An 18,884-nucleotide genomic window follows, 5' to 3' on the forward strand; every position below is an offset into this window, starting at 1 on the left:
TGCTCCTCGAACCGCATCCTGCAGCCACGGCAGGTGAAGGAGAAGCCGCAGAGCCAAGATCGAGGCGAGGGCTACTGAGCTGGGCTCGCAGATGATGGCACCTCATCCTTCCGCTCAGCAACCAATAAGTATGGAAGTGTGCGTCTGGCGCTCTTGCGCGGTCCCGAGGATCACCGCTCCTCCAAACGGGAATGACCAAGGCATTGCGTACTCTGCATTTTTCGGCAGGCAGCCCGAGCTCCGCTTGAGTAGCTACGGTGACAGGCTACAGATCTGCTCGCCGCTGCGAGCGGGCCCGAGGGGCAGGGCACTTTAGCAATCCGTCAAATCGCAAGAATTGGCTGACGCTTTCGATAACTTATCGTGAGCTTGTCGGCTCTCGGCGTGGAGCGGACAATGGAGAGGTAGTGGAGGTCTCCGAAGGGCCGATGCTGTTGAAAAGTCGAAAATAGTACCGGCGCACAATCTTGCTGAAATCAGCGCCGGGTGAACTCCGGCAACAAAACCGTTCGCGGCAAAGCTAGGAAGATCGCAGAGCGATCCAGGCTGTATTGACGCGGTCCACCGTGTCTAACGGCGTCGACCGCATCGGTAGGCCCTAAAAATAGGAATGCGCCCACATAGGGCATTTTCAACAGAATCGGCCATAAGCAGACGCGGTAAGCCTCCCCGCAACTACGCGCCCCCTAAACGAATAAGGCTGGCTCAAGGCCGAGTTCAAATGATCTCAAGCTTCGCTCTGGTCGACTGCCGGCGGGCCTAGATGGGTCACGCAGCGCAATTGATTATTGACACATACTCAAGTCGTCCCAAGTACGTTGTAGGCGGTGATAGGACGATGTAAGCCCTTGAGCGTTAGTTCGCCTACCGGCTGTGTGGTCGTTCTCTCGTCGATCGCCGCGCGCACCTTGCTATCGATCAAAATCTGGCCATCGCGCGCTTCCGCGCACAGCCGGGCCGCGAGATTGACCACTGTCCCGATCGCGCTGTACTCGGAGCGGCCCTCGAACCCGATAGGGCCGAGCGTTGCATATCCATGTGCGATGCCGATCCCAAAACCAAGTTCGTGGCTTTCCCGCCGCCATTTGCTGGACAATTCAGATAGACGGGTCCGCATCGCGACCGCCATTTGAACAGCTCGTGCGCACGGATCGGGACAAGGAATCGGATCTCCGAAAATTACCATGATTCCGTCCCCCATAAATCGCTCCAACGTGCCTTCAAACTCATGGACGAGAGAGCCCAGAGCTGTGTGATACTCGCTCATAACGGCCATCACCTCCTCGGGCTCGGCAATTTCTGAGAAGGCGGTAAATCCTCGCAAGTCACAGAAGACTATCGTCACCTGTCTGCGATGGGTCGCCAGGGACTCATTTGGCGAAGAAGAAAGGATGAGTTCTGCGATCTGCGGGGAAAGGAAACGCTTCAAACGACTAACACGTTCGATCTGTGCGATCTGTTCGGCGACACGCTGCTCAAGCGTTCTATTCCACGACGCGAGTTCGGCCGCCTGGGCTTCTGATCGATCGTGCAGTTCTTTAATACGGAGCATGGAGTGCACACGGGCAATCAGCGCTGCATGGTCGACAGGTTTGGTCAAATACTCGTCGGCGCCTGCGTTAAGTCCCGTGACAACATCCTTTGAATCGGCTCGCGCCGTAACCATGATGATTGGAACAAACCCCAGCGAAGCATCGCGCTTTAATCGCCGACAGACCTCAAAGCCATCGATTTTGGGCATCATCACGTCGAGCAGAATGACGTCCGGCGTAACCTCGCGCGCGACCGCAAGCGCTCTCTCGCCGTCTTCAGCCTCCCTTGTCTCATACCCCTCTGCGGCGAGGCGCGCGACAAGAATGCAACGATTATTCTCGTTGTCGTCTGCAATCAAGATTTGAGGTGGATCATGCATTTCCGTTCCCGGTCGACGCGCACTGGAACCTATGTCAGGTATCCATTGATCATTTCGAGTAGTTTTCGTGCGCTGTAGGGCTTCGCGACATAGGCATCGCAACCTGCCGCGCGCGCCTTTTCTTCATCCCCGCTAAGCGCGTAGGAGGTAACCACTATGATTGGAATATGCTGGAGGTCCGCTTGTGCTTTTATGCGCCGCGTCGCCTCGTAGCCGTCAAGATTGGGCAGTTGGATATCCATCAAAATAAGGTCTGGCTTTTCGCTTCGCGCCGCTATGAGCGCTTCTTCGCCGTCGTACGCTTCAATCATTTCGTAACCGGCGCTCGCAAGGAGATCGCGCAGAATTTGCCGATTATCCTCCTGATCTTCGACCACCAATACGCGCTTGCTCATGTCTGTGTCGCCTGTTGCTCAAGCCGGGCTTGCACCCAGAAGGAGAATTTTGCGCCGCGACCGGGACGGGATTCTACCCAGATCCGCCCACCATGCATCTCCACAATGAGCTTTGCGATGGCGAGGCCCAATCCCGCGCCTCCCTTTGCCTTGGTGATTGAATTGTCGACCTGCTGAAATTCTTGGAAGATTTTTGCTTGATCGGCTTCGTCAATGCCCGGGCCCGTGTCCTGGACGGAGAATGTGTAGGAGTCTCCTTTGGCCTCGACCTCGATCCGAACCTCTCCCGCCTCGGTAAATTTGATCGCATTACCAACAAGATTGAGCAGAACCTGAGCCAGCCTGCGTTCGTCTCCCCGCGCCGGCGGTAGGCCACCAGGAACAGAAATTTTCAATCCTAAATTCTTTTCGGCGGCGAGGGACTCAACGGAGGCGTAAACACCACTAAGCAGTTCTTCCACGGAATAGTCGGCCAAACAGAGGCGAAGCTGTCCGGCTTCAATCTTGGAGAGATCGAGGACATCGTTGATCAGCCCAAGCAAATGTCTGCCGTTCCGTTGGATCCGTTCAAGGGCTGACCGCATTTTTTCCGGAGGATCGCCGTATATGCCGTCGAGCAGGAGCTCCGAAAAGCCGAGCACCGCGTTCAGCGGCGTCCGAAGTTCATGGCTCATGTTTGCAAGAAACTGCGATTTGTGTCGGCTCGCCTCCGCAAGGTTTTCGTAGAGCTGCTGCAGCTCTTTGCAGGTTAAGTTGACGTGCGCCGCAAGCTCCCCAAGTTCGTCCCGATTGGGAACCTCGATGCGCTGGCTGAAGTCACCAGCCGCTATTCGATTCAAACCGTTGTGGATGATGCGGACTGGGTCAATCACCGATCGGGAGATCGCATGTCCTAAGACCAGCGTAAGTATGAAACTTGCGAGCGCGACGGCGCCGACAAGTAGCTGAGATCTAACATAGGTTTTCTGGCTCGCATCTATGCCAGCCACCATGTCAGCTTCAGCCCGGTTGACCAATTGATTGGTCAACCGTTCCAACTTGTCCGCGAGGGGGCTGAGCTCCAGGAGTTCGCTCTGTTTGGCCTCAGTCGTTTGCCTATTGCGGATGAGATCGACGATGTGTGAGACTACAGCAATGAAGCGACCATACTCTTCGCGCAACTGATTGAGCAGCGCCACTTCATCTTTTGCGACGAACGAGACACGGTCAAGGTCGTAGCCAAACTGGTTGATCTGCCGCAGCGCAACGGCCAATGTCGTTTCGTTCGGAAACGCGAGAGCCGTGGAGACGACGTAAAGCTGTCGAAGCGTTGCGTGTTGCATTTGTCGGTACGCTTCGATCTTGTGCTGCAGGGCGACGACCTGGTTCGCCCTCTGATCAGCTTCCCGCAAGGAAAGAAGGCCAATAAGCCCAACCGAGACCAAGAGTGCCTCGATGACGAGGAAGGCCATCAGCAACTTTGTGCGGAGTGAAGGTCGCGATGCGAAGCCGAAGAGAGCGCCCTTCACTGACGCTCTGCCCCCACTTGCTCGCGATGTTGCAGCCAGTTCGCGTTGACCAAGAAACGAAGTGGGGTCAGCTTCCAAGTTCACGTCGAACCTCGTTGAGGAACCGCCAATCGACGGCATCCGCGATAATTTTCGCAGGGTTCGATTTCAGCATCTTCGCTTCGCGCAGACGAAGTGCGTAAAAACGGATCGTATCTTCGGGATCGTAGTCTCGCCAGCGGTTGTAGGGTACGTCCGCTAATGTCTGAATGGCATAATCGTGGCGGGGCGTGAAACCCCTGTCTACCATGCGCTGGGCAACCAGAGCCGGTTCGCTAACGCACAAATCCGTCGCGCGCAACATGGCACGAACCACGCGCTTGGTCGCGACGGGATTCTTTCGGACGAATTCGCGGTTACCCGCCAACATGCAGCAAAAATACTGCGACCATGGGCGATCCAGGGCACTGTTGACGATAACATGGCCGATGTGCTGCGCGCGCAAGCGCTGTGGTTCGGGCGGAAATCCGAGGAAGGCGTCGATCTTGCCCGCAGCAAACAACTCGATCGGTTTGACTGACGCGCTCGTCACCCACTCGATATCCTTGGCAGGATCGAGTCCGACGAGCGTCGCCATCGCGCTGATGAAAACGTGCGGGCTACTTCCGACCCCCTGCTGGCCAACGGTTCGACCCTTCAGATCGGCGACGCTGCGTATGTCCTCCTTGGCGAATAACTCAAAGCAGCCGACATGAACCCCAGCCACAACGGTAATGCTTGCACCCCGATCGATCTCGAGAAGAAGTGGACCGGAGAAATGCAAGGTGAAATCGATGTCGCCCTTCGCTATTGCTTTGGTTTGTTCCACGCCTGCATCAGAGTCTACGTAAACGACGTTTGTGAATCCCTCGGCATTCAAGAGGTCGCTCAGCACGTACTGAGGAGCAATGCAGATGCTCGGATTCTTCGCAAGGCGGATTGTTGTTGTCTCTGGTGGCGGATTGGGCTGTTCGGCGCTGAGCCGAGCGCTAGCGCTCCAGAAAAGGGCAATGGACGCAGCACAGGCCCCAGTCAACAGCAAGTCGCGACGGTTCGTATCCATAAGAACCTCCTCGAGATTGCCTCGGAATCAGCCTCCAAGTTCACGTCGAACTTCGCTCAGGAACCGCCAGTTGGTCCCGTCCGCGATGAGTTTCGCAGGGTTTGATTTCAGCATCCCTGCTTCGCGCAGACGGAGCGCGTAGAAGCGGATAGTGTCCTCGGGATCGTAGTCGCGCCAGCGGTTGTAGGGCACCTCCGCAAGTGTTTGAACGGCGTCGTTCAAGCGGGCTGTGGACCCTCTTTCTACTATGCGCTGGGCAGTAAGAGCTGGCTCGCTCACGCATAGATCCGTCGCCCGCAGCATGGCGCGAACCAGCCGTTTGGTGGCCACGGGGTTCTTCCGGACAAATTCCCGATTCCCAGCCAACATGCAGCAAAAATACTGCGACCAAGGGCGATCCTGCGCGCTGTTGACGATAACATGACCGATGTTCTGCGCGCGCAAACGTTGAGGCTCTGGGGGAAATCCAAGAAAGGCGTCTATCTTTCCCTCGGCGAACAATTCGATCGGCTTGACCTTCGCGCTCGTCACCCACTCGAAATCTTTGTTTGGATCGAGTCCAACAAGTGTAGCCATCGCGCTCAAGAACACATGCGGAGGCGACTCTAGCGATTGAATGCCGACGGTTCGACCCTTGAGGTCGGCGACGCTGCGTATGCCATCCCTGGCGAATAGCTCGAAGCAGCCGACATGAATCCCGGCCAGAATCGTAGTGCTCAAGCCTTTATCGATCTCCAGAAGAAGGGGACCAGAGAAATTTAGGTTGAAGTCAACATCGCTTTTCCAGATAGCTTTATCCTGCGACGCGCCACTACCAGTGTACGTGCCGGTTTCGACATAAACGACGTTGGTGAAGCCCTCGGCATTTAGCAGGTCGCTTACCACGTAGACAGGTGCGATGCAGATGCTTGGGCCCTTCGCGAGGCGGACTGTGGTGGTTTCTGGCGGGGGCTCGGTTTGTTGGGCCTTGAGCCGAGCGGCCGCACTCCCGAATAGAGCCGCGGAAGCGGCGCAGGCTCCTGACAATAGGAAATCGCGACGGTTCGCAAACATCGGAACCTCCTCGAAACCACCGTTGCGGCAACTGCGGGGGCGTCGGACCGATGTGATTTGCGTGGCACAAAACGGCCCCGCTTGGCACATAGATAGCATGGTAAGGACGTGCCGGATACGACTGGTCGTCTGACGTTTCCCGCAGTCCAATAATCTTTCAAGCGTCGATGTCTTGTAGGGTATGTCGACTCCTGTAGTTGGCTTCGGGTCACGACCAGGGGCGGTAATCCTCAATCATCGAAACTCAGAGGATATCCACTCCTCCAAACTACTACAGCCAAGCCATTGAATATTCGCCAGTCTTCCGAAAGCGAGCTTGGAGTGTTCTGGGGAGCTACGGTGAAGAGCTACGAATCGGCGCATTTTGCCTGGCGTGATGTCTTGAATCTCGTAAACCAGCATAAGCGCCCATCAAAGCAGACGCGCGGGGGAGGGCGGCTCGGACAGAGCATTTCTCAGACTCGTAAATCACGAGAAGCTCTTTGGAGTTCGCCGTGTTGCGGGCTCGGGCTTCAGTTCAAACTTCAATCCGTCGCTGTTGAGAAAAAACAGAGGCGCTGACTGTGTTGGACCAAATGCTGCTGCCGTAAGAGGTCCCCCGAAGCAAGCTCCCGTATCGAGGTTGACGTGATTGGCTTGAACGTCGGGAGCACGGGTTGCCGTTGGTGTATGGCCGTGCACCACGAGAGCTCCGTGCCACAGCCTTGAGGACAGGAACGGCTCACGTATCCACAACATGTCGTCCTTGGACTGGGCCTCCAAGGCAACGCCGGGTCTTACTCCGGCATGAACGAACAACCTGTACTCGTCGCGAAATTGCAGAGGCAACGCTCTCATCCACGCGAGGTGCTCCCCCGGAAGATCGGAGGGGTCGTCCATGCCGTAGGCATCCAGTGTCTGCTCGCCGCCATTCGTCCACCACTGAATGAGTTCGGCATCGGCGCGGCTCCGATCCGCGGCGAGGCAAAGCATATGGTCGTGATTCCCCATGAGGCAACGGAATCGCGACGGGGCGCTGGCCTGTTCTCGCATCAGATAAGCAATCACCTGGTCGGAGGCGGGCCCCCTGTCGACATAGTCGCCCAGGAACAGGAAATCGTGCGCAATGGCGCCCGCGCTGCTTCGGCAGATTTCGAGCAGAGACCTGAGCTCCTCGAAGCATCCGTGGATGTCTCCAATCGCGAAGGTCATTCGTTCGTTCATATTGACCGTCCATTGCAATCAATCTAGGTGACATCAGCAGGGGGGTCTTCGCCAGGCAAATATTTTTGAGAATATTCCATAACGTGTGAATTTCTCGGGGCCTCGATTGAATACGATTGGATTGAGCGGGGGCGAGGTCGCGTAGTGAGATTGCGAATCCATCGGGGTACGCGGGAGATTGGCGGCACTTGCATCGAGTTGGAGAGCGAGGGGGCCCGAATTCTGCTCGATCTCGGTCTTCCGCTAGACGCCAAGGACCTTGCTTCCACACCGCTGCCCGACGTCGATGGGCTTTCCGCCCCCAGTGGCAGCCTTCTCGGTGTCGTCCTGTCCCATGGTCATCGGGACCATTGGGGCCTGGTGCCGAAGGTAAACCCTGCAATTCCGCTCATCATGGGACAGGCGACCGAGAGCATCATCCGGGCGGCCGCCGATTTCGTTCCCGATGCCGTGGCCTTGAAGGCAAGTCACCACCTCGAGCACCGCAAGCCGATTCAGCTTGGCCCCTTCACCGTTACGCCCCGCCTCGTGGACCATTCGGGCTTCGATGCCTACGCCATGGAAATCTCATCCGGTGGCAAGCGCGTGTTCTATTCTGGCGATCTGCGCGCCCACGGCCGCAAGGGCAGGCTGTTCGACGCGCTGATCAGCGATCCGCCCCGCGACATCGACCTCATGTTGATGGAAGGATCGAGCCTCGGTCGTTTGGCTAATGACGCGACGTTTCCGTCCGAGAAGGACCTTGAGGAGACATTCGTCGCGCGGTTCGAGCAGACCGAAGGCTTCGCGCTGGTCGCCTGCTCGGCCCAGAACATCGACCGGTTGGTCACGATCTATCGCGCGGCGAAGCGAACGGGCCGCAGCCTCGTCATCGATGCCTACGCCGCCGAAGTGCTGAAGGCCACGGGACACGACAGCATTCCCCAGCCCGCGCCGGGATGGTCGAACCTTGCGGTCTACATCCCGCAAAGGCAGCGCGTTCAGTTGAAAGCCAAGGGGATCGCCGCCCTGGTCGACGGCTATCGCGGTTTTCGGGTATGGCCCGGGCAACTCGCCGGGAGCGCGCCGCGCTCGGTCATGCTGTTTCGGGGCTGGATGATGTCCGATCTCGCGCAAGCCAACGCGCTCACGGGAGCGCGGGTGTTCTGGTCGCAATGGGATGGCTATCTGGCCGACGGCCAGGCCGGAGCGGCCCTGCAGGCCGATTGCGAACGCCGCGGCATCCCGTTCGAAACGGTCCATACCTCGGGACACGCTGGTCCGTCCGACCTGAAGCGTCTCGCCGCCGCAGTGGCGGCGAAACGCCTGATCCCCATCCATACCTTTGAACGGCTTCGGTTTCCGGAACTTTTTAGCAACGTGGAATTGGCAAACGATGGTGAATGGATTGGCGTCTGAACTGAACTTCCTGAAGCGCGGACTGTCTGGCTCGCAGATCTCAGGTCTGAAGGGACTTGCGGAGAAATCGGCCGACAATTGGTGGAAGGACGTTCTGGAGAGCGAGGACTTGCTGCTGGCAGTCCGAAACGGATACCTGAATGCCTATGTCAAGGGTCAGAGCGTCTTCAAGATTGCTTTCGGGAAAGGCAGCAGCGATGCCGGCCAGCCCCGCCTAGCCATCCACTACAAATACCTAGTGAAGCCGGATCTTGAGAAAAAGGATCCCTACGTGTCGTTCGACGGAAAGGAGTTCAAACTCGACCCGAGGACCATCGTGAACACCGAGTATGAGTCCAAGCTGACCTTGCCGCAACTGATCAAGACGGCTGCACGATTTGCTGGGCCGGAGAAAAGCGGCGTGCACAAGATCGCCAGGAACGAACCGAAGGTCATTGATCTCGAAATTGCCTTCACGAAGGCCGCAGAGAACGGCGATCTGTCTGCGCCGCGGATGGACATCGCCGTTTTGGTGCAGGCGGAGCCGGGCAAGGCCGAGCTAGTCTTCTGCGAAGCGAAGTGCGCGGACAATCCCGAATTGTGGGGCCTAGAAAAGCTTCCCAAGGGAGTAAAAAGCCATCCTCCTTCGGAGCGTTTGACTGCCGTTATCGCTCAAGTCAGGAAGTACGAGCAGTTCATTCAGACCAAAGAAATCCAGGAAAGCCTTATTGAGGGCTACGTCAGGGTCTGCATGAATCTGGTGGAGATCAGTGAACAAAGCCCGGGCAGGCGGGTCGATGATCTCGTCAAACGGGTCGCCGAAGGGAAGCTCGAGCTGTCAATTCATCCGCACGTTTATCTCCTGATCTACGATTTCGGCGAGGATGAGAAAAAAGGCCGGATCAAGAACAAGCGGTTGGAGCTGAAAAAAGCGGGCGTAAGGACCATCGCCAAGGGCGATCCCGGCGCCTTCGAGCTGGCGAATGACGTCGTGCGGGCGAGGACGGAATGGACTGTTTCGAGCGGCTGATGGCTCCCCGCGAGAGCAACTAAGCCTCTAAACGTCGATCCACGTCCAGTGTCATCGAATGCGGGAGGCTTTAGAGATCATCTGATCGCTCGCTTGATGGGCAGGTCCGGCTCGACGATCACACTCGCCGTGTCTACTGCCTATTATCTGAAAGAGTCGCGCTCTTAGGTGGCGCTGTTGCCAGGCCCCGCCGGACCCGTCCAGCCGTGCACGGTTGGCGCGTTGGTCGCGCTAAGGGACGGTCCCAACGGTCCCATCGGAAGTCCTATTTGTTCCGGTCCGAGGTGAGCTGAGAGACCGGGATCCACTTGGGCCAGGAAGTGCGCGATCTCGTCCTCGAGCCAAATGATAAGGCTGGGATCGCCACAGTCCAACTTGCCACCGTCAGCTACCGGTCTGCCATCATCGAGATGAGTGATCTGATTGCAGATCTTCCCATAGTAGCTCTGCAGTTTCGCTTGATCATTCGGCGAGTAGTTGGGTGCTACGAGTTTAGGATCTGTTGCGTTTCGCTTACCCAGAAACATCTCAATGAGATTACGAGCGTGAAGCCAGAAGCCTTCAATGATCAAGTTCCGTAGGTGCGGATCCCGTGACCCGTACTGCGGGAGCAGTCGATAAGCAGCGCGAAGATGATCGATCTCATATGGGAGGTCGATAGTGTGCGTAGTGGTCAGAGTGACTTGTGACATCGATGCTCTCTGCCGAATTCATTCAGTTAGCTGTTAGGCCAACAAATAGTTGAACTTAGCCAATAACCCAACCCCCAAGATACAAACGATTTTGAGGAGCAGGTGCCCAAGGTCTGGCTGGAGACGAGGGGCTCCGGCGCCGCCCCTCTGCTGGAAACTACGGTTGCGAGACCGTCAATCAAGCCGTGGTTTGGACCGTAGAATGCTCGCGACGCTGTCGCAAAAAGTCGAGCGATTTCAGCATAATTGACAGGACACCCCTTCCGCCAGTCTATCCGAACGGGGTCTCTCGGTCGGGCTTTCCCGAGCAGGTGATCGGTGGACCAGGCGTTAAATCCGGACGGGCTCGGCAAGCTCAAGCTCCGCATTCAGGCGTTGCGCGCCAAGACCATCGCCAATGGCTGCACCGAGGACGAGGCGCTGTCTGCCGCCGCCAAGGTCGCCGAGCTGCTGGATCGCCACGATTTGTCACTCTCCGACGTCGAGCTGCGCGCCTCGCCGTGCGAACGGAGGGTCTATGAGACCTATCGCAAGAAGCGAATTCCGCTCGACGACTGCATCGGCGCGATCGCTCATTTCTGCGATTGCCGGGTCTGGCGCGAGAAGAACCCGGCCGGCGAGAACATCTATGTGTTCTTCGGTCTCGGCGCCGATGTCGAGGTCGCGCATTACCTGGCCGAATTGATCGACGGCGCCGTGCGCGCCGAACTTGGCCGCTTCAAGACCTCGGTCGACTACGCCCGGTTCCGGCACCAGGAGCGGCATCTGGCCAATGCCTCCTTCGCGCTCGGGATGGTGGCGTCCATCGCGCAAAGGCTGGTGGCGATGAAGGCCAGTCGCGATCAGGTCAACGAAAGCACCGGTCGCGGGCTGGTCGTCCTCAAGACCTCGGTGGTCGATGCAGAATTAGACAAGCTCGACCTCAAGCTCCGGACCGCGCGCAGCACCAGCCGGATGGTGTCGATGACGGCCTATGAAGCCGGCGGCGCCGCCGGCGCGTCGCTGGCCATCAATCCCGGCCTTGGCGAGTCGCAGTCAGAGACCGCTCGCAAGGGAAGCTGAGGGGCGCGGCTTCGGCCGGAGTCGAGAGCATGGCGATGTCGGTCGTCTATGCTGCCGGCGTGCTGATAACATGCAGCGTCACCGTAATTCGGCGGAGACTGTGAGAGCGGAAGCGACGAGGGGCGGTAGCGACTTCGTCGCGCAGCCGGCACCGGACTCGAAGTGGAACAGCAGCTACCGCGAAGCGTCAGTAGCTGGTAGGTTCGGCACGAAGTGAGGACCGACATCATGGCGACGGACCGCTGCGAACAGAGCGGCTCTTGCTGCAGCCCCCCACCATTGAACCTCGAACCTGTTCGGCGCACAGAGTGCGGGTCCGCAGAGGCGGCGTGTGGTTGTTCCGGCGGTGTTCCGGTCTTCGACGGAATGGACCCCACGTACAAGCGGGTCCTCTGGACGGTAATCGCCGTCAACGGCTCGATGTTCTTGATCGAGATGCTTGCTGGGCAATTGGCAGGTTCACAGGCGCTGAAAGCCGATGCTCTGGATTTTCTTGGTGACACGGTGACGTATGGGCTCAGCTTGGCCGTGATCGGGGCGAGCCTGCGACGCCGAGCTACAGCCGCCCTTTTCAAGGGTCTCTCTCTCAGCGTGATGGCGCTCTGGGTTGTCGGGTCGACTGTCTACCAAACGCTCATTCTCGGTACGCCAAAAGCAGAAGTCATGGGAGTGATTGGATTTCTTGCTCTTGCGGCCAATCTCGGTTCGGTCTTGATGCTCAGGCCGTACAAGGACGGGGACGCGAACGTCCGGTCTGTTTGGCTCTGCTCGCGAAACGACGCAATAGGCAACGTGATCGTGATGGTCGCCGCCTTGGGCGTTTGGGGGACCGACACAGCTTGGCCCGACCTCCTCGTCGCTGCCGTGATGGGTGGCATCTTCCTGACCTCCTCGATCCAGATACTCCGACAGGCTTGGAGCGAGTTCAACGCGGATAACTCCGCAAGCCAGCAGACCGCTGCCGCTCGTTGACAACTCGGGCGGCTAATTAAGATTGGAAGCTTGTCCGCCAACATGAACAGTGATGCCTAGAACGTGCGACTCTTGAACACCTGAGCATTGACCAAAGCGTACGAGGAAGGCGGATGATCTGCACCCTTCCTCGCGCAGCCGTGGCCCCACACGCTTGAGTCCCCCCGTCTGTTCTGACGGGCAGCTCGACTGGAGAGAAAGCCTCAGCTCTTCGGATCGCCGCCCTTCAGCGCGTTCCAGGCGGCCTGGTTCGCCTGGTCGAACGCCTTGCGGGATTCGGCGAGCGCGGCGCTCAGGACCGACCAAGATTCGCTGCCGGCCTGCTTCAGCTTCTGCAGACGCGCTTCTGCTTCGGACGCATCGGATTTCATCTGCTGGAGCGCGGCATCGACATCGACGGTGCGGGCTGCAGCCACTTTACCCGCGGCTTCGCGGAATTTGTCCGCCGCTTCGCGCCACGCCTTTGCCTGGGCCGCTGCAACGTCCTTGAAGGTGGCCTGCTGCTGCTCGAACTGTTTTCCGGCGCCTTCGAAGTAGGTTTTTACCTGGGCTTCGAATCCAGCCCACTGCTTCTCCAGGTCAGCCTTGGCGTCCGTCCAGGCGGCTTCACCTGCTTCCGCCTGGGTCTTGAGCATCGCCTGAAACGCGTCACGGCGCGTCGTCAGATCGGACAGAAGTTGATCCGTCTTCACCTTGGACTCTGCCTTGGCCTGACCGGCCTTGACCTCGAACGAGGCCAATGCGGCGTCCATCTCGTCGATCCGCTCCTTGGCCCAATTGAGGTAGAAGTGCATGCTGCTCTGCTGTGACATGGCCGTCTCCATCTGCTTGCCGACGGCAGGTTCCCAGAGCTTCGGCTTGCTCGTATTGACCTGTCTCAATGATCGTGATCTCACGAAATTGCGACGGCGGCTTCGCACAGCGCAGACCCAGCGCCAGACAACCTCGACCTCCTGGATTTGTGGAACCCCTTGAGCGTTCAGCGCGTTTAGACGCGAATGCGATTGCGAGGTCCACCTGCTTCAGAGCTCATCCACCCTGATCCCCGGCGACACCGTCTGGCGGCGGTGCAAGGCGCGGCACGTGGCGGTTCTGAACGATGCTGCCGCTTATTTCGCGGCCCTGCGCGAGGCGCTGCTCGCGGCGGAAGATATCGTCTACATCATCGGGTGGGACATCCACAGCGAGACCCGGCTGGTCGGAGCGTCGGGGCGGGCGGACGACGGCTTGTCGGAACTGCTCGGCCCATTTCTGCGTGCCCTCGTGCACCGCCGGCCGGACCTGCGGATCAACATTCTCGTCTGGGACTTCGTCTCGTTCTACGCCTCCGAACGGGAATGGAATTCCGCGGCCAAATTCACCGCCGACACGGACGGCCGAGTCCGATTTCATCTGGACTCCACGCTTCCGTTCGGTTCGGCCCAGCACCAGAAGATCGTCTGTATCGATGGTTCGCTGGCGTTCGTCGGCGGGCTCGATCTGACGATCAGGCGCTGGGACACGAGCGACCATCGCGCCGATCACGAACTGCGCTGCGACCCCCAGGGCCAGCCATACCCGCCGTTTCATGATGTTCAATGCGTGGTCGACGGGGATGCTGCCGCCTCGCTGTTCGAGCTGGCCGAGGAGCGCTGGCGCGCGGCAGGCCTACAGATGCAGGATCGGCGTGCGCAAAAGGGGATGCGCTGGCCGGCGGATGTGCCGGTCGAGGCTGAGCTCATGCCGGTTGGGATCGCCCGGACCGAGGTGGTCTGTCCTGCAGGTTCGACCATCAGGGAGGTCGAACGCTCCTTGATTGCAGCGATCCGTTCCGCGACGAGCTTTATCTACATCGAGAACCAGTTCACCAGCGCCATCAAGATCGCGCGTGAGTTGGCGGAGCAGATGCAGCGCGTGCCGTCGCTCCGGGTTCTGGTCGTCGCTCCAAAACTGCATTCCTCGTGGCTGGAATCCCAGGCCATGCAGAATGGCCGTGGCGCGTTCATCGACTGCTTCAGCGAGGCCGGCGTGGCAGATCGCATCCGCTTCGTCTACCCGGTCTCACGAGAGGGAGACACGGAAGCGGCCGTGATGGTGCACAGCAAGCTCATGATCGTCGATGACAGGATCTTGAGGATCGGCTCGGCCAATTTGAACAACCGGTCGATGGGCGCCGACAGCGAATGTGATCTGATCTTTGAAGCCGTATCCGACGAACATCGGGAGTCCGTCGCTTCAGTTCGGCATCGCCTGATAGCCCATTTTTGTGGCCTCGACGAACAGAGCGTCAGGCAAAACGACGATCGTCTTCTTGCTCTTATGGACGAGGTGTCGAAAGCCGATGGCCCGAAGACGCTGCGGGCAGTGGAAGCCTCAGTCCCGACCAGCACCCTTGCCACGATGGTTCAGCCGGTGGCGGACCCTGAGCGGCCCCTTCATCTCGAGCGGGCGGCATCGCGCATGTGGAGCACGAAGACCGTCATCGGGATCTTATCGATCGCCGTGGCGCTTCTTGGCTTGGCAATAGCCTGGTCGTACACCTCCTTGGGCGATTTCGCCGACACGGGCCGCATCTCGAATTTGCTGTCGACCTATTCCCAGTCCGTCTGGGGGCCGCCACTCGCAATCGCGGTTTTTGTCGTCGGCGGGCTGGTGGTGTTTCCGGTGCTCGTGCTCATTGCAGCAACGGCTGCCGCGCTTGGGCCATGGCTGGGTTTCGCCACGGCGATCGCCGGTGTCTTGCTCAGCGCCTTCATCCTTTTCGTGATCGGGCGCGCCCTCGGACGGCAGCGGCTTCAGCAGTTGCTCGGACGACGTGCCGCGCGGATCCAGGACCGCGTTGTCGGCAAGGGCGTCCTGGCTGTCGTCGTCATCCGGATGATTCCCATCGCACCGTTCTCGGTCGTGAATGTCGTGGCTGGCGCGAGCACGCTGCCTTTACGCGACTTCCTGCTCGGAACCCTGCTTGGCATGACGCCTGGTATTCTTGCCATGGCCGTGCTGGGGGCTCAGATCGCGGATTTGGCCCGCAACGCATCCTGGAGCAGCATGTTGCTGTTGGTGCTGGCGTTCCTGGGCTGGCTCGGCGTCTGCGCGGGCGCGCAATTCCTCGCGACCTGGCTCGCCGGGAGGCGCTGATGGCGCCGGTGCGTTTCATGACGTGGAATGTGCACGGCACGTTCAATCTCAATCCGAAGTTCGATCTGGAGGGGGTCTGCTCCATCCTTCGCAAATGGGCCCCTGATGTCGTCGCGCTTCAGGAGGTGGATTCGCGATCGAGGTCCGACGATCCGTTTGCGAAGCTGGCGAGTGTCGTCGGCGATCACCGCGTTCACGCCAAGTCGATTGTCACTGCGGATGGCGACTACGGTCAGATGCTCCTGAGCCGCTTTCCGTTCTCCGGGGTGCCCGAAATCGTCGACGTGTCGTATCGGGAGCGCGAGCCGCGCAGGGCCATTGCCACTGGCCTCCTGACGCCGGTCGGTGACGTGCGCGTGGTTGCCACGCATCTCGGCCTGAGCATCCACGAGCGATATGCCCAGGCACAAACCCTGGTGAGCCTGGTGAAACCCGGAAGGACCGTCGTCCTCGGCGATTTCAACGATTGGTTTTGGGTCAAGTCGGTGCGGCGGGTGCTCGCGCAGGCCTGCCCCAACCGTACGCGGCTGCGCACCTTCCCATCGCGCCTACCCCTTATGCGGCTTGACCGGATTTATGCGACGTCTGATAGCCGGATCGAGAAGGTCTGGACCGACGTGGAGGCGAGAGCCTTCTCGGACCATCTGCCCGTCATTGCCGATGTTGAGATCCAGGGGCCTTCGAGAACCCAAGAAAATCTTTATTATCCAATAGCATAGCTACTGTGCATGGGGTTGTTTTTCGATATTTCTTGGAGCGGCCTTCGGGCACGGCGAACAGCTCGAGTTCCAATTTGCGGGTCCGCGGGGTCCACCTTATGGAACCCTTTCGCCGCGTCTGCGTTGTCTCCGCATGACTGAAGACCTTTCCTTCCGACGCAAACCCCTGACCCCCGAGCAGCGCCAGGCGCGCGATGCGGCACGCCGGATCGAGGCCGAAAAGGCCATGCGCGACCATGAAGAGGCGCAGAAGGCGTTTTACGCCAACAAGGAGCGGTTGAGGGCCGAACGGCTGGCGCGCGAGGCGGCGGCGGCGAAGGCCTGATCCTGCGCGGGTCCCTCCGGCAATATTCTGACGCGATCTGTCCGGGCGATGCCGCCGGCTAGTGCCTGTTCGGCGTCCTCGTCGCGCTCCAGGCCAGCCTCAGCGCCTGGACGGCACCGGTGAACGCGCCACGGGGCGATTGCGCTTCGATGGCTTCGGCTGCGATGCGGCAATCGTCGGCGACCTTGAGCAGCCCGCTTCGCGCGAGGTCCATGGCGGAGAGGGCGGCCTGCTCCAGGCAGACCCGTTCAAGCCGTCGAAACTCCCGCAGCTCTTTGTTCATGCCTCAGCTCTCGGTATGCCCCAAGCCATGCGGCGCTGAGTCTGCTTAACGATCGGTAAACGGTCTCTGCCTAGCCAAGTCGGCTGGCGCCGGGCTTGTGCGGGCCATGCACGCGCCCGGCGCGGGGGCGCATCGGCAGGCTTGACGGCGTTTGGCTTCCGCCGGAAGCTTCAACTGATCCGAACTGACGTGAAGCACGGAGACGTTCGCCCCCAGCCAGTCCGACACCCATCAGCGCAAGTGCAAATGGAGCTGACCATGACCACGTTCGACAAGCGCGAGCAGGGCTTTGAGGCCAAATTCGTCCACGACGAGGAGTTCATGTTCAAGGCCACCGCCCGGTCCAACAAGCTGCTCGGGCTCTGGGCTGCAGGCCAGCTCGGGCTCAGCGGCGATGCCGCGGCAAGCTACGCAACCACGCTGGTGACGGACCATCTGGAGAGCCGGGCGATCGCCGATGTCGTGGACAAGGTGTCAGGCGATCTCGCCGCCAAGGGCATCGCGCGTGAGCAGGTCGCGCTGAAGCTTCAGGAGTGCCTGCACCAGGCGCTGGCGCAGCTCGAAGTGGACAAGCAATAAGGCCGACGTTGGTAACCTCACTCGGCCTGCTTGCGCGTGCCGGAGTCACCGAGCTTGTCGACATAGGCAATGCCGATCGCCGAAACGACGAAGGTGAGGTGAATCAGCACCTGCCACATCACGCCGGTCTCGGTGAAGCCGGCGCGGTTCGAGCCGAGATTGCCGGCCTCGATGAAGGTGCGCAGCAGCGCGATCGAGGAGATGCCGATGATGGCCATGGCGAGCTTGATCTTGAGGACGCTTGCATTGACGTGGCCGAGCCATTCCGGCTCGTCGGGATGGCCCTGCAGGTCGAGCCGCGAGACGAACGTCTCGTAGCCGCCGACGATCACCATCACCAGCAGATTGGAGATCATCACGACGTCGATCAGCGCCAGCACGCTCATCATGATCTGCTGCTCGGTGAGATCGAGGGCGTGCCAGGAGAGGTGCCAGAGCTCTTTCAGGAACAGCGCGATATAGACGCACTGCGCCACGATCAGTCCCAGATAGAGCGGCAGCTGCAGCCAGCGCGAGCCGAAGATGATCATCGGCAGCAGGCCCAGGCGCGGCGGGGGCGAACGGGGTTCGGCACGAGGTTCGGATTGGGGTGAAGGCTCAACCGACATTCAGGCTGCATCCTCGCAATCGAAACGATCGCTTTTATCTAGCCCGACAACATGGCCGGCGGAAGACGCCCCGCGTGTCTCGCCTTCGGCGGACCTGGCCATTTCGTGCTAGCGTGCCGAACGGCCATCGCGCGACGATGTGGATCGGGAGGCGGGGAGTGACGAGGAGCGGCTTTCGCAGATGGTCCGGCGGCATCGCGCTCGCCGGCGCGATCATGATCGGCGCGGGCACCGCGGAGGTCTCGGCGACACCGCTGACGCCGTTTCGCTACGAGGCGCAGGCGCAGCGTCATTGCCCGCACGACAAGGTGGTCTGGCTCGACTTCAGGAAGGGCATCTACTACCGCAAGGGTCAGAAGCGGTACGGCCAGGGGTTCGACGGCAGCTTCGTCTGCCTGAACGAGGCCCGTGACGGCTTCTATCGTCGCTCCGTGCTGGGCCTGCGCTGAGAGCGGCGCCTGACGCCGGCTATTTCTGCGCCGGCAGCCTGACCGGCACGTGCGGGGAGGTGCTGATGACCCGGGGGCTGCCGTCGGGATAGGAGCGGTCGCCGCGGATCAGGGATTCCAGGACCAGGAAGAATTTCTCGGCAAGCATTCGCGTCACCCTCGTTGGTGATGGCCTCTGGAAATGAGTCGAGGCAGCGAACGCGGGAATTCAATCAACGGATTGGGAGCGGGACATCGGCGCCTGATGCGCCTGATGGAGCTGTGCTGGAGGGTAACGAAGCGGAGCGGGGCTCAGGCGAACGCCAGTGCCACGAGGCTCGAGCAGAGCAGGACCAAGCCGCCGGCGGTCAATGCCAGGAAGCCGTCAGATACCAGGTCATGGTTGCGCATGTGACACCTGCCGCTCTCGTTTTCGATGCTCGGTCGGATCGATCAAAATTGTCCGAACGCGCCGCTTGAAAGAGGTGATGCTTGCCGATCGCGCGAGTGCCCTCAGGCCCTCGTGCGGTAACCTTCAAA

At 59.8% G+C, this 18,884-nt stretch carries 19 protein-coding genes; 9 read left to right on the forward strand and 10 right to left on the reverse strand.

Annotated features, from left to right (window positions below; genetic code table 11):
• Positions 1–799: 799 nt before the first annotated feature.
• The 6 genes from GDN70_RS20490 to GDN70_RS20515 all read right to left on the reverse strand — a co-directional run bounded on the left by GDN70_RS20490 (position 800) and on the right by GDN70_RS20515 (position 7,152).
• Positions 800–1,912, reverse strand: a complete 1,113-nt coding sequence (locus GDN70_RS20490; protein ID WP_152102969.1) for an adenylate/guanylate cyclase domain-containing protein — start codon at positions 1,910–1,912, stop codon at positions 800–802.
• Between the two features lie 29 nt (positions 1,913–1,941).
• The gene (locus GDN70_RS20495) at positions 1,942–2,307 is read right to left on the reverse strand and encodes a response regulator (RefSeq protein WP_152102970.1); all 366 of its coding nucleotides are present in this window, start codon (positions 2,305–2,307) and stop codon (positions 1,942–1,944) included.
• The gene (locus GDN70_RS20500) at positions 2,304–3,758 is read right to left on the reverse strand and encodes a cell wall metabolism sensor histidine kinase WalK (RefSeq protein ID WP_173015840.1); all 1,455 of its coding nucleotides are present in this window, start codon (positions 3,756–3,758) and stop codon (positions 2,304–2,306) included. The genes GDN70_RS20495 and GDN70_RS20500 overlap by 4 nt, the downstream gene beginning before the upstream one ends.
• Before the next feature lie 124 nt (positions 3,759–3,882).
• Entirely contained in the window at positions 3,883–4,896 is a 1,014-nt protein-coding gene (locus GDN70_RS20505) for an ABC transporter substrate-binding protein (protein ID WP_152102972.1), read from the reverse strand.
• A 27-nt stretch (positions 4,897–4,923) separates the two neighbouring features.
• Positions 4,924–5,949 (reverse strand): ABC transporter substrate-binding protein, encoded by a 1,026-nt coding sequence (locus GDN70_RS20510; RefSeq protein WP_173015841.1) that lies wholly within the window; start codon positions 5,947–5,949, stop codon positions 4,924–4,926.
• A 468-nt stretch (positions 5,950–6,417) separates the two neighbouring features.
• Positions 6,418–7,152 carry a metallophosphoesterase gene (locus GDN70_RS20515; protein ID WP_152102974.1) on the reverse strand — a complete coding sequence of 245 codons (735 nt, stop codon included), beginning with the start codon at positions 7,150–7,152 and terminating at the stop codon, positions 6,418–6,420.
• 144 nt (positions 7,153–7,296) lie between these two features.
• Here GDN70_RS20515 and GDN70_RS20520 point away from each other — a divergent pair, with 144 nt between their 5' ends.
• From GDN70_RS20520 to GDN70_RS20535, 4 genes are all read left to right on the forward strand, one after another.
• The gene (locus tag GDN70_RS20520) at positions 7,297–8,550 is read left to right on the forward strand and encodes an MBL fold metallo-hydrolase (protein WP_152102975.1); all 1,254 of its coding nucleotides are present in this window, start codon (positions 7,297–7,299) and stop codon (positions 8,548–8,550) included.
• Entirely contained in the window at positions 8,540–9,559 is a 1,020-nt protein-coding gene (locus GDN70_RS20525) for a hypothetical protein (protein ID WP_152102976.1), read from the forward strand. The genes GDN70_RS20520 and GDN70_RS20525 overlap by 11 nt, the downstream gene beginning before the upstream one ends.
• Before the next feature lie 1,010 nt (positions 9,560–10,569).
• Positions 10,570–11,313 carry a DUF2786 domain-containing protein gene (locus GDN70_RS20530; RefSeq protein ID WP_028144627.1) on the forward strand — a complete coding sequence of 248 codons (744 nt, stop codon included), beginning with the start codon at positions 10,570–10,572 and terminating at the stop codon, positions 11,311–11,313.
• A 228-nt stretch (positions 11,314–11,541) separates the two neighbouring features.
• Positions 11,542–12,285, forward strand: a complete 744-nt coding sequence (locus GDN70_RS20535) for a cation transporter (RefSeq protein WP_152102977.1) — start codon at positions 11,542–11,544, stop codon at positions 12,283–12,285.
• Positions 12,286–12,488: 203 nt separating this feature from the next.
• On the opposite strand, the gene GDN70_RS20540 is transcribed toward GDN70_RS20535, so the two are convergent.
• The gene (locus GDN70_RS20540; protein ID WP_173015955.1) at positions 12,489–13,097 is read right to left on the reverse strand and encodes a hypothetical protein; all 609 of its coding nucleotides are present in this window, start codon (positions 13,095–13,097) and stop codon (positions 12,489–12,491) included.
• A 271-nt stretch (positions 13,098–13,368) separates the two neighbouring features.
• Between GDN70_RS20540 and GDN70_RS20545 the strand changes: the two genes are divergently transcribed.
• From GDN70_RS20545 to GDN70_RS20555, 3 genes are all read left to right on the forward strand, one after another.
• Complete coding sequence (locus GDN70_RS20545; RefSeq protein ID WP_152102978.1) at positions 13,369–15,402, forward strand: VTT domain-containing protein; 2,034 nt, start codon at positions 13,369–13,371, stop codon at positions 15,400–15,402.
• Complete coding sequence (locus GDN70_RS20550; RefSeq protein WP_152102979.1) at positions 15,402–16,121, forward strand: endonuclease/exonuclease/phosphatase family protein; 720 nt, start codon at positions 15,402–15,404, stop codon at positions 16,119–16,121. The genes GDN70_RS20545 and GDN70_RS20550 overlap by 1 nt, the downstream gene beginning before the upstream one ends.
• A 133-nt stretch (positions 16,122–16,254) precedes the next feature.
• Positions 16,255–16,446, forward strand: a complete 192-nt coding sequence (locus tag GDN70_RS20555) for a hypothetical protein (RefSeq protein WP_028144630.1) — start codon at positions 16,255–16,257, stop codon at positions 16,444–16,446.
• A 58-nt stretch (positions 16,447–16,504) separates the two neighbouring features.
• Here GDN70_RS20555 and GDN70_RS20560 read toward each other — a convergent pair whose 3' ends face one another.
• Positions 16,505–16,729 (reverse strand): hypothetical protein, encoded by a 225-nt coding sequence (locus GDN70_RS20560; RefSeq protein ID WP_152102980.1) that lies wholly within the window; start codon positions 16,727–16,729, stop codon positions 16,505–16,507.
• A gap of 258 nt (positions 16,730–16,987) precedes the next feature.
• Between GDN70_RS20560 and GDN70_RS20565 the strand changes: the two genes are divergently transcribed.
• A complete protein-coding gene (locus tag GDN70_RS20565) occupies positions 16,988–17,308 on the forward strand; it encodes a DUF1476 domain-containing protein (RefSeq protein ID WP_038970337.1) in 321 nt (106 codons plus the stop codon).
• Positions 17,309–17,325: 17 nt separating this feature from the next.
• On the opposite strand, the gene GDN70_RS20570 is transcribed toward GDN70_RS20565, so the two are convergent.
• Complete coding sequence (locus GDN70_RS20570; protein WP_028144632.1) at positions 17,326–17,916, reverse strand: TIGR00645 family protein; 591 nt, start codon at positions 17,914–17,916, stop codon at positions 17,326–17,328.
• A gap of 158 nt (positions 17,917–18,074) precedes the next feature.
• On the opposite strand from GDN70_RS20570, the gene GDN70_RS20575 reads away from it, so the two are divergent.
• Complete coding sequence (locus GDN70_RS20575; RefSeq protein ID WP_028144633.1) at positions 18,075–18,365, forward strand: hypothetical protein; 291 nt, start codon at positions 18,075–18,077, stop codon at positions 18,363–18,365.
• 19 nt (positions 18,366–18,384) lie between these two features.
• Here GDN70_RS20575 and GDN70_RS35680 read toward each other — a convergent pair whose 3' ends face one another.
• Entirely contained in the window at positions 18,385–18,513 is a 129-nt protein-coding gene (locus GDN70_RS35680) for a hypothetical protein (protein WP_256379428.1), read from the reverse strand.
• Positions 18,514–18,884 lie beyond the last annotated feature (371 nt).

Source organism: Bradyrhizobium sp. TM102, assembly GCF_009176685.1.
GTDB lineage: Bacteria > Pseudomonadota > Alphaproteobacteria > Rhizobiales > Xanthobacteraceae > Bradyrhizobium > Bradyrhizobium ottawaense.

Excerpts from the sequence above, each read along its gene's own strand:
- GDN70_RS20490 (WP_152102969.1), bottom strand. The coding sequence starts at position 1,912 with ATGCATGATCCACCTCAAATCTTGATTGCAGACGACAACGAGAATAAT.
- GDN70_RS20495 (WP_152102970.1), bottom strand. The coding sequence starts at position 2,307 with ATGAGCAAGCGCGTATTGGTGGTCGAAGATCAGGAGGATAATCGGCAA.
- GDN70_RS20500 (WP_173015840.1), bottom strand. The coding sequence starts at position 3,758 with ATGGCCTTCCTCGTCATCGAGGCACTCTTGGTCTCGGTTGGGCTTATT.
- GDN70_RS20505 (WP_152102972.1), bottom strand. The coding sequence starts at position 4,896 with ATGGATACGAACCGTCGCGACTTGCTGTTGACTGGGGCCTGTGCTGCG.
- GDN70_RS20510 (WP_173015841.1), bottom strand. The coding sequence starts at position 5,949 with ATGTTTGCGAACCGTCGCGATTTCCTATTGTCAGGAGCCTGCGCCGCT.
- GDN70_RS20515 (WP_152102974.1), bottom strand. The coding sequence starts at position 7,152 with ATGAACGAACGAATGACCTTCGCGATTGGAGACATCCACGGATGCTTC.
- GDN70_RS20535 (WP_152102977.1), top strand. The coding sequence starts at position 11,542 with ATGGCGACGGACCGCTGCGAACAGAGCGGCTCTTGCTGCAGCCCCCCA.
- GDN70_RS20540 (WP_173015955.1), bottom strand. The coding sequence starts at position 13,097 with ATGTCACAGCAGAGCAGCATGCACTTCTACCTCAATTGGGCCAAGGAG.
- GDN70_RS20550 (WP_152102979.1), top strand. The coding sequence starts at position 15,402 with ATGGCGCCGGTGCGTTTCATGACGTGGAATGTGCACGGCACGTTCAAT.
- GDN70_RS20555 (WP_028144630.1), top strand. The coding sequence starts at position 16,255 with ATGACTGAAGACCTTTCCTTCCGACGCAAACCCCTGACCCCCGAGCAG.
- GDN70_RS20560 (WP_152102980.1), bottom strand. The coding sequence starts at position 16,729 with ATGAACAAAGAGCTGCGGGAGTTTCGACGGCTTGAACGGGTCTGCCTG.
- GDN70_RS20565 (WP_038970337.1), top strand. The coding sequence starts at position 16,988 with ATGACCACGTTCGACAAGCGCGAGCAGGGCTTTGAGGCCAAATTCGTC.
- GDN70_RS20570 (WP_028144632.1), bottom strand. The coding sequence starts at position 17,916 with ATGTCGGTTGAGCCTTCACCCCAATCCGAACCTCGTGCCGAACCCCGT.
- GDN70_RS35680 (WP_256379428.1), bottom strand. The coding sequence starts at position 18,513 with ATGCTTGCCGAGAAATTCTTCCTGGTCCTGGAATCCCTGATCCGCGGC.